This window comes from Streptomyces bobili, from assembly GCF_002154575.1.
In the GTDB taxonomy this organism is placed as follows: Bacteria; Actinomycetota; Actinomycetes; order Streptomycetales; family Streptomycetaceae; genus Streptomyces; species Streptomyces bobili.
In genome coordinates, this window is sequence record NZ_MUBA01000058.1 from 21,437 (window position 1) to 27,647 (window position 6,211).

The following is a 6,211-nucleotide window of genomic DNA, read 5'->3' on the forward strand; positions in this document are numbered from 1 at the left end:
CGTTCCATGAGGAAGGGCCGTCGCCTCGCGATCGACGTCGGGGACGCGCGGATCGGGGTCGCCTCGTGCGACCCCGACGGGATCCTCGCCACGCCGGTGGAGACGGTCCCCGGCCGTGACGTCCCGGCGGCCCACCGCCGGCTCGGGCAACTCGTCGAGGAGTACGAGCCGATCGAGGTCGTCGTCGGTCTCCCTCGCTCCCTCAAGGGGGGCGAGGGCCCGGCCGCGGCCAAGGTGCGCGCGTTCGCGCAGGAGCTGGCCAAGGGCATCGCACCGGTCCCGGTCCGGCTGCTCGACGAGCGGATGACGACGGTGACGGCCAGTCAGGGACTGCGCGCCTCGGGCGTGAAGTCCAAGAAGGGACGTTCCGTCATCGACCAGGCCGCCGCTGTGATCATCCTTCAGCAGGCCCTCGAATCCGAACGGGTGTCAGGCTCGGCGCCGGGAGAGGGCGTCGAAGTGGTCATCTGATCGCGATACGGTAACGTTCCGCGCGATGCGGTGGTCTTCGAACAGCGACCGCACAGAAAAGAGGCGGGACGGGAGCCGGGCCCACCAGCCGCGCGACCGCCGCCTCGCGGCTCTAGGGGACAGATGACTGAGTATGGCCGGGGCCCAGGCTCCGAACCGTGGCATCCGGAGGACCCGTTGTACGGGGACGTCGGATGGGAAGGGCAGCAGGGCCACACCGGCCATCAGCCTGCCTACGGCGGCCAGTCGCAGCACCAGTACCCGCAGCAGCAGCAGGAGTACGGCGACTGGAACAGCGGCGGGCCCCAGCCCTACGACCAGCAGCAGTACCAGCCGTCCTACGACCAGCAGCAGTACGCCGGCCAGGGACAGCAGTACGGTCAGCCGAACCAGCAGGCCTACAACGAAGGTGGCTGGGACGGCACCGGCACCCACGCCCACATTCCGTACGCCGCCGACCCCGGTGACCCGTACGGCCAGCAGGCCGCGGCCTACGGTGCCGAGCAGCCCGACTTCTACGGCACACCGGACGCCTATCCGCCGCCGGAGCCGCCCGCGCGCAGGCGCGCCGAGCCGGAGGCGGAGCAACCCGACTGGGACCCCGGTCCCGATCAGGGCGAGCACGCCTTCTTCGCGGGCGGCGGCGCGGACGACGAGGACGACGACGAGCCGGAGGGGCGCGGCGACCGCCGCGGACGCGGCGGCAAGGGCGCCAAGAAGGAAAAGAAGAGCCGCAACGGCTGCGCCTGCCTGGTTGTTCTGCTCGTGTTCGGCGGCGGCCTGGGCGGTATCACCTATTTCGGCTACCAGTTCTACCAGAATCGTTACGGCGCGGCGCCGGACTACGCGGGCGCAGGCAACAGCCAGACCGTCAGCATCGAGATCCCCAAGGGTGCCGGCGGCGTCGAGATCGGCCGCAGGCTGAAGGACGCCGGCGTCGTGAAGAGCGTCGACGCCTTCGTGTCCGCCTTCACGAGCAGCGACGGCGACAAGATCCAGGCCGGCGCGTACATCCTCAAGAAGGAGATGTCCGCGGAGAACGCCGTGGAGATGATGCTCGACCCCAAGAGCCAGGCCAACGTGGTGGTCACGCCCGGCCAGCGGAACATCTCCGTCTACAAGGCGATCGACACCAAGCTCGGCCTCACCGCCGGCACCACCAGGGGCGTCGCCGAGAAGGACTTCAAGACCCTGGGCCTGCCCGACTGGGCCAACGCCGACGGCGACATCAAGGACCCGCTGGAGGGCTTCCTCTTCCCGGGCACCTATCCCGCGGCCAAGGGCATGAAGCCCGCCTCGGTGCTCAAGGAGATGGTCGGGGCGGCCGACGCGGCCTACGGCAAGTTCGACCTCGACGCCAAGGCCAAGGCGCTGAATCTGGAGGACCCGCTCCAGGTCATCACGGTCGCCAGCATGGTCCAGGCGGAGGGCAAGACGCACGACGACTTCCGCAAGATGGCCGAGGTGATCTACAACCGCCTCAAGCCGACGAACACCCAGACCAACCAGTTGCTCCAGTTCGACTCGACCTTCAACTACCTGAAGAACGAGAGCAACATCCACATCAGCGAGTCCGAGATCAACAAGAATCAGGACCCGTACAACACGTACACGCAGAAGGGCCTGCCGCCGGGACCGATCGGCAGTCCGGGGTCAGAGGCACTCGCGGCGGCGCTGAATCCGACGAGCGAGGGCTGGCTCTACTTCGTGGCGACCGACGGCGAGAACAACACGGAGTTCGCCAAGACCTACGCGGAGTTCGAAAAGCTGAAGGACAAGTTCAACGAGAGCGCCGGTAACTGAGGTCATGACCGACACCACCAGGGGCGGGTACGCCCACCGACACCGGGCCGCCGTGCTCGGCAGCCCCGTCGCGCACTCCCTCTCGCCGGTGCTGCACCGCGCCGCCTACCAGGCGCTGGACCTCCCGGAGTGGACGTACGACCGCTTCGACGTGGACGAGGCGGCGCTCTCCTCCTTCGTCGAGGGGCTCGGGGCCGAGTGGGCGGGACTGTCGCTGACCATGCCGCTCAAGCGCGCGGTCATCCCGCTGCTGGACGAGATCAGCGAGACGGCGGCCTCCGTCGAGGCGGTCAACACCCTGGTGTTCACCGAGGACGGCCGCCGCGTCGGCGACAACAGCGACATCCCCGGCATGGTCGCCGCCCTGCGGGAGCACGGCGTCGAGCAGGTCGACTCGGCCGCCATCCTGGGCGCCGGTGCCACCGCCTCCTCCGCGCTGGCCGCGATGTCCCGCGTCTGCACCGGCGAGGTCGTCGTCTATGTGCGCAGCGACGCCCGTGCCGCTCAGATGCGCCAGTGGGGCGAGCGCCTCGACGTCGACGTCCGTACGGCCCGCTGGGAGGACGCGGCCGAGGCGCTGCGCGCGCCGCTGGTGATCGCCACCACGCCCGCGGGTGCCACCGACGCGCTCGCGACCGCCGTACCGGAGCGGCCCGCCACCCTGTTCGACGTGCTGTACGACCCCTGGCCGACCGAACTGGCCGCCCGCTGGTCGATGTTCGGCGGAGCCGTCGTGAGCGGCCTCGATCTGCTGGTGCACCAGGCGGTGCTCCAGGTGGAGCGGATGACCGGGCGCACCCCGGCGCCCGTGGACGCGATGCGCAAGGCGGGAGAGCACGCGCTCGCCTCCCGCCGGTAGCGAGATCCGCGGGCCGGGGACCGCCGGCCGTCCGCCAGATGGACCGGCGATCGGATCCGTGTCACGGACGTGGGAGGATCGGGGGTGGCGGACCAGGGTCGCGCACCCGGTCGCGCCGTTGCCGTACGCGACGACGCGCGTACGCGGGGCAGTACCAGGCGCGAGACTGAGGAGCACCGTTGAGCAGGTTGCGCTGGCTGACCGCGGGGGAGTCCCACGGTCCCGCACTCGTGGCGACGCTGGAGGGCCTTCCGGCCGGCGTGCCGATCACCACGGACATGGTCGCGGACCATTTGGCGAGGCGCCGGCTCGGCTATGGGCGCGGTGCGCGGATGAAGTTCGAGCGGGACGAGGTGACCTTCCTCGGCGGTGTCCGTCACGGGCTCACCCTCGGTTCCCCGGTCGCGGTCATGGTGGGCAACACCGAGTGGCCGAAGTGGGACCAGATCATGGCGGCCGACCCGGTCGACCCCGAGGTGCTCGCCGGGCTCGCCCGCAACGCGCCGCTGACCCGCCCCCGCCCCGGCCACGCCGACCTGGCCGGCATGCAGAAGTACGGCTTCGATGAGGCCCGCCCGATCCTGGAGCGCGCCTCCGCGCGCGAGACGGCCGCCCGCGTCGCCCTCGGCGCCGTGGCCCGGTCGTACCTGAAGGAGACGGCCGGCATCGAGATCGTGTCGCACGTCGTGGAGATCGCCGCCGCCAAGGCGCCGTACGGCGTGTACCCGACGCCGGCCGACGTCGAGAAGCTGGACGCCGACCCGGTGCGCTGCCTGGACGCGGACGCGTCGAAGGCGATGGTCGCGGAGATCGACCAGGCCCACAAGGACGGCGACACCCTCGGCGGCGTCGTCGAGGTGCTCGCGTACGACGTGCCGGTGGGCCTGGGCTCGCACGTGCACTGGGACCGCAAGCTGGACGCCCGCCTCGCCGGTGCCCTCATGGGCATCCAGGCGATCAAGGGCGTCGAGGTCGGCGACGGCTTCGGCCTCGCGCGCGTGCCCGGTTCACAGGCGCACGACGAGATCGTCAGCACCCCCGAGGGCATCCGCCGGACCTCCGGCCGGGCCGGCGGCACCGAGGGCGGTCTGTCCACCGGCGAGCTGCTGCGGGTGCGCGCGGCCATGAAGCCGATCGCCACCGTGCCGCGCGCCCTGCGGACCGTGGACGTGGCCACCGGCGAGGCGACGCAGGCCCACCACCAGCGCTCCGACGTCTGCGCGGTCCCGGCGGCCGGCATCGTCGCCGAGGCGATGGTGGCGTTGGTCCTCGCGGACGCCGTCGCGGAGAAGTTCGGCGGCGACAGCGTCGCCGAGACCCGCCGCAACGTGCGGTCGTACCTCGACAACCTCCCCGTCCGATGAGCGGGCCGCTGGTCGTTCTGGTCGGGCCGATGGGCGTCGGCAAGTCGACCGTCGGGCAGCAGCTGGCCGACCGGCTCGGCGTCGCCTACCGCGACACCGACGACGACATCGTCGCCGCGGCGGGCCGCACCATCGCCGACATCTTCGTCGAGGAGGGCGAGCCCGCCTTCCGTGCCGTCGAGAAGGCGGCCGTGCTGCGCGCGCTCGCCGGGCACGACGGCGTCCTGGCGCTCGGCGGCGGCTCGATCCTCGACGAGGAGACGCGCGGCCTGCTGGCCGGGCAGCGTGTGGTCTACCTGTCGATGGACGTCGAGGAGGCCGTGAAGCGCACCGGCCTCAACGCGGCCCGTCCGCTGCTCGCCGTCAACCCGCGCAAGCAGTGGCGCGAGCTGATGGAGTCCCGCCGGCACCTCTACGAAGGGGTCGCCACGGCGGTCGTGCCGACGGACGGCCGTACACCCGAAGAGGTCACGCAGGCAGTCCTGGACGCTCTGGAGTTGAAGCAAGCATGAGTGAGGCAGTGACGCGGATCCGGGTCGGCGGCAGCGCCGGCTCCGAGCCGTACGAGGTGCTGGTCGGGCGTCAGCTCCTCGGTGAGCTGGGCGGGCTGATCGGCGACCGCGTCAAGCGGGTCGCCGTGATCCACCCCGAGGCGCTCGCCGACACCGGCGAAGCGCTCCGCGCCGACCTGGCGGAGCAGGGCTTCGAGGCGGTCGCCATCCAGGTGCCCAACGCGGAGGAGGCCAAGACCGCCGAGGTCGCGGCCTACTGCTGGAAGGCGCTCGGGCAGTCCGGGTTCACCCGCACGGACGTCGTGGTGGGCGTCGGCGGCGGCTCGACCACCGACCTCGCCGGGTTCGTGGCCGCCACGTGGCTGCGCGGGGTGCGCTGGATCGCCATCCCGACCACCGTCCTCGCCATGGTGGACGCGGCCGTCGGCGGCAAGACCGGCATCAACACCGCCGAGGGCAAGAACCTCGTCGGCGCCTTCCACCCCCCGGCCGGTGTGCTCTGCGACCTGGCCGCGCTGGACTCCCTCCCGGCCCACGACTACGTCTCCGGGCTCGCCGAGGTCATCAAGGCCGGCTTCATCGCCGACCCGGTGATCCTCGACCTCATCGAGTCCGACCCCGAGGCCGCGCGCACCCCGGCCGGCCCGCACACCGCCGAGCTGATCGAGCGCTCCATCAGGGTCAAGGCGGACGTCGTCTCCTCCGACCTCAAGGAGTCGGGCCTGCGCGAGATCCTCAACTACGGCCACACGCTCGCCCACGCCATCGAGAAGAACGAGCGCTACAAGTGGCGGCACGGCGCCGCCGTCTCGGTCGGCCTGCACTTCGCCGCCGAACTGGGCCGCCTGGCCGGCCGGCTGGACGACGCCACGGCCGACCGCCACCGCACGGTCCTGGAGTCGGTGGGGCTGCCGCTGCACTACCGCCACGACCAGTGGCCCAAGCTGCTGGAGAACATGAAGGTCGACAAGAAGTCGCGCGGCGACCTCCTGCGCTTCATCGTCCTCGACGGTCTGGCCAAGCCCACCGTCCTCGAAGGCCCCGACCCGGCGGTTCTGCTCGCCGCGTACGGCGAGGTCGCCGAGTAGGTCCGCAGTACGTCCGCAGGGGTCCCTTCCGTCCGATTCGCCTTCCGTACCGGGCACTTCACACCGCCCCCGGCCGTTCACCAAAGGACGGCAGGGGGCGGTGTGAAGTGCCCG

The 6,211-nt window shown here is 71.4% G+C and carries 6 protein-coding genes; all 6 read left to right on the plus strand.

What is annotated here, in order from left to right:
• Nucleotides 1–6: 6 nt before the first annotated feature.
• A complete protein-coding gene (ruvX, locus tag BZL64_RS05530) occupies nt 7–471 on the plus strand; it encodes a Holliday junction resolvase RuvX (protein WP_086766753.1) in 465 nt (154 codons plus the stop codon).
• 123 nt (nt 472–594) lie between these two features.
• The gene (gene mltG, locus BZL64_RS05540) at nt 595–2,274 is read left to right on the plus strand and encodes an endolytic transglycosylase MltG (protein WP_086766757.1); all 1,680 of its coding nucleotides are present in this window, start codon (nt 595–597) and stop codon (nt 2,272–2,274) included.
• A gap of 4 nt (nt 2,275–2,278) precedes the next feature.
• Complete coding sequence (locus BZL64_RS05545) at nt 2,279–3,133, plus strand: shikimate dehydrogenase (protein ID WP_086766759.1); 855 nt, start codon at nt 2,279–2,281, stop codon at nt 3,131–3,133.
• A gap of 179 nt (nt 3,134–3,312) precedes the next feature.
• On the plus strand, nt 3,313–4,497 hold the full coding sequence (aroC, locus tag BZL64_RS05550; protein WP_086766761.1) for a chorismate synthase: 1,185 nt from the start codon (nt 3,313–3,315) through the stop codon (nt 4,495–4,497).
• Nucleotides 4,494–5,009 (plus strand): shikimate kinase, encoded by a 516-nt coding sequence (locus tag BZL64_RS05555; protein ID WP_086766763.1) that lies wholly within the window; start codon nt 4,494–4,496, stop codon nt 5,007–5,009. The genes aroC and BZL64_RS05555 overlap by 4 nt, the downstream gene beginning before the upstream one ends.
• Complete coding sequence (aroB, locus tag BZL64_RS05560; protein ID WP_086766765.1) at nt 5,006–6,097, plus strand: 3-dehydroquinate synthase; 1,092 nt, start codon at nt 5,006–5,008, stop codon at nt 6,095–6,097. Before BZL64_RS05555 ends, aroB begins: the two co-directional genes overlap by 4 nt.
• Nucleotides 6,098–6,211: the final 114 nt, after the last annotated feature.

What these genes read in the sequence shown, in the direction of transcription:
- ruvX (WP_086766753.1), top strand. Translation starts at nt 7, where the DNA reads ATGAGGAAGGGCCGTCGCCTCGCGATCGACGTCGGGGACGCGCGGATC.
- mltG (WP_086766757.1), top strand. Translation starts at nt 595, where the DNA reads ATGACTGAGTATGGCCGGGGCCCAGGCTCCGAACCGTGGCATCCGGAG.
- BZL64_RS05545 (WP_086766759.1), top strand. Translation starts at nt 2,279, where the DNA reads ATGACCGACACCACCAGGGGCGGGTACGCCCACCGACACCGGGCCGCC.
- BZL64_RS05555 (WP_086766763.1), top strand. Translation starts at nt 4,494, where the DNA reads ATGAGCGGGCCGCTGGTCGTTCTGGTCGGGCCGATGGGCGTCGGCAAG.
- aroB (WP_086766765.1), top strand. Translation starts at nt 5,006, where the DNA reads ATGAGTGAGGCAGTGACGCGGATCCGGGTCGGCGGCAGCGCCGGCTCC.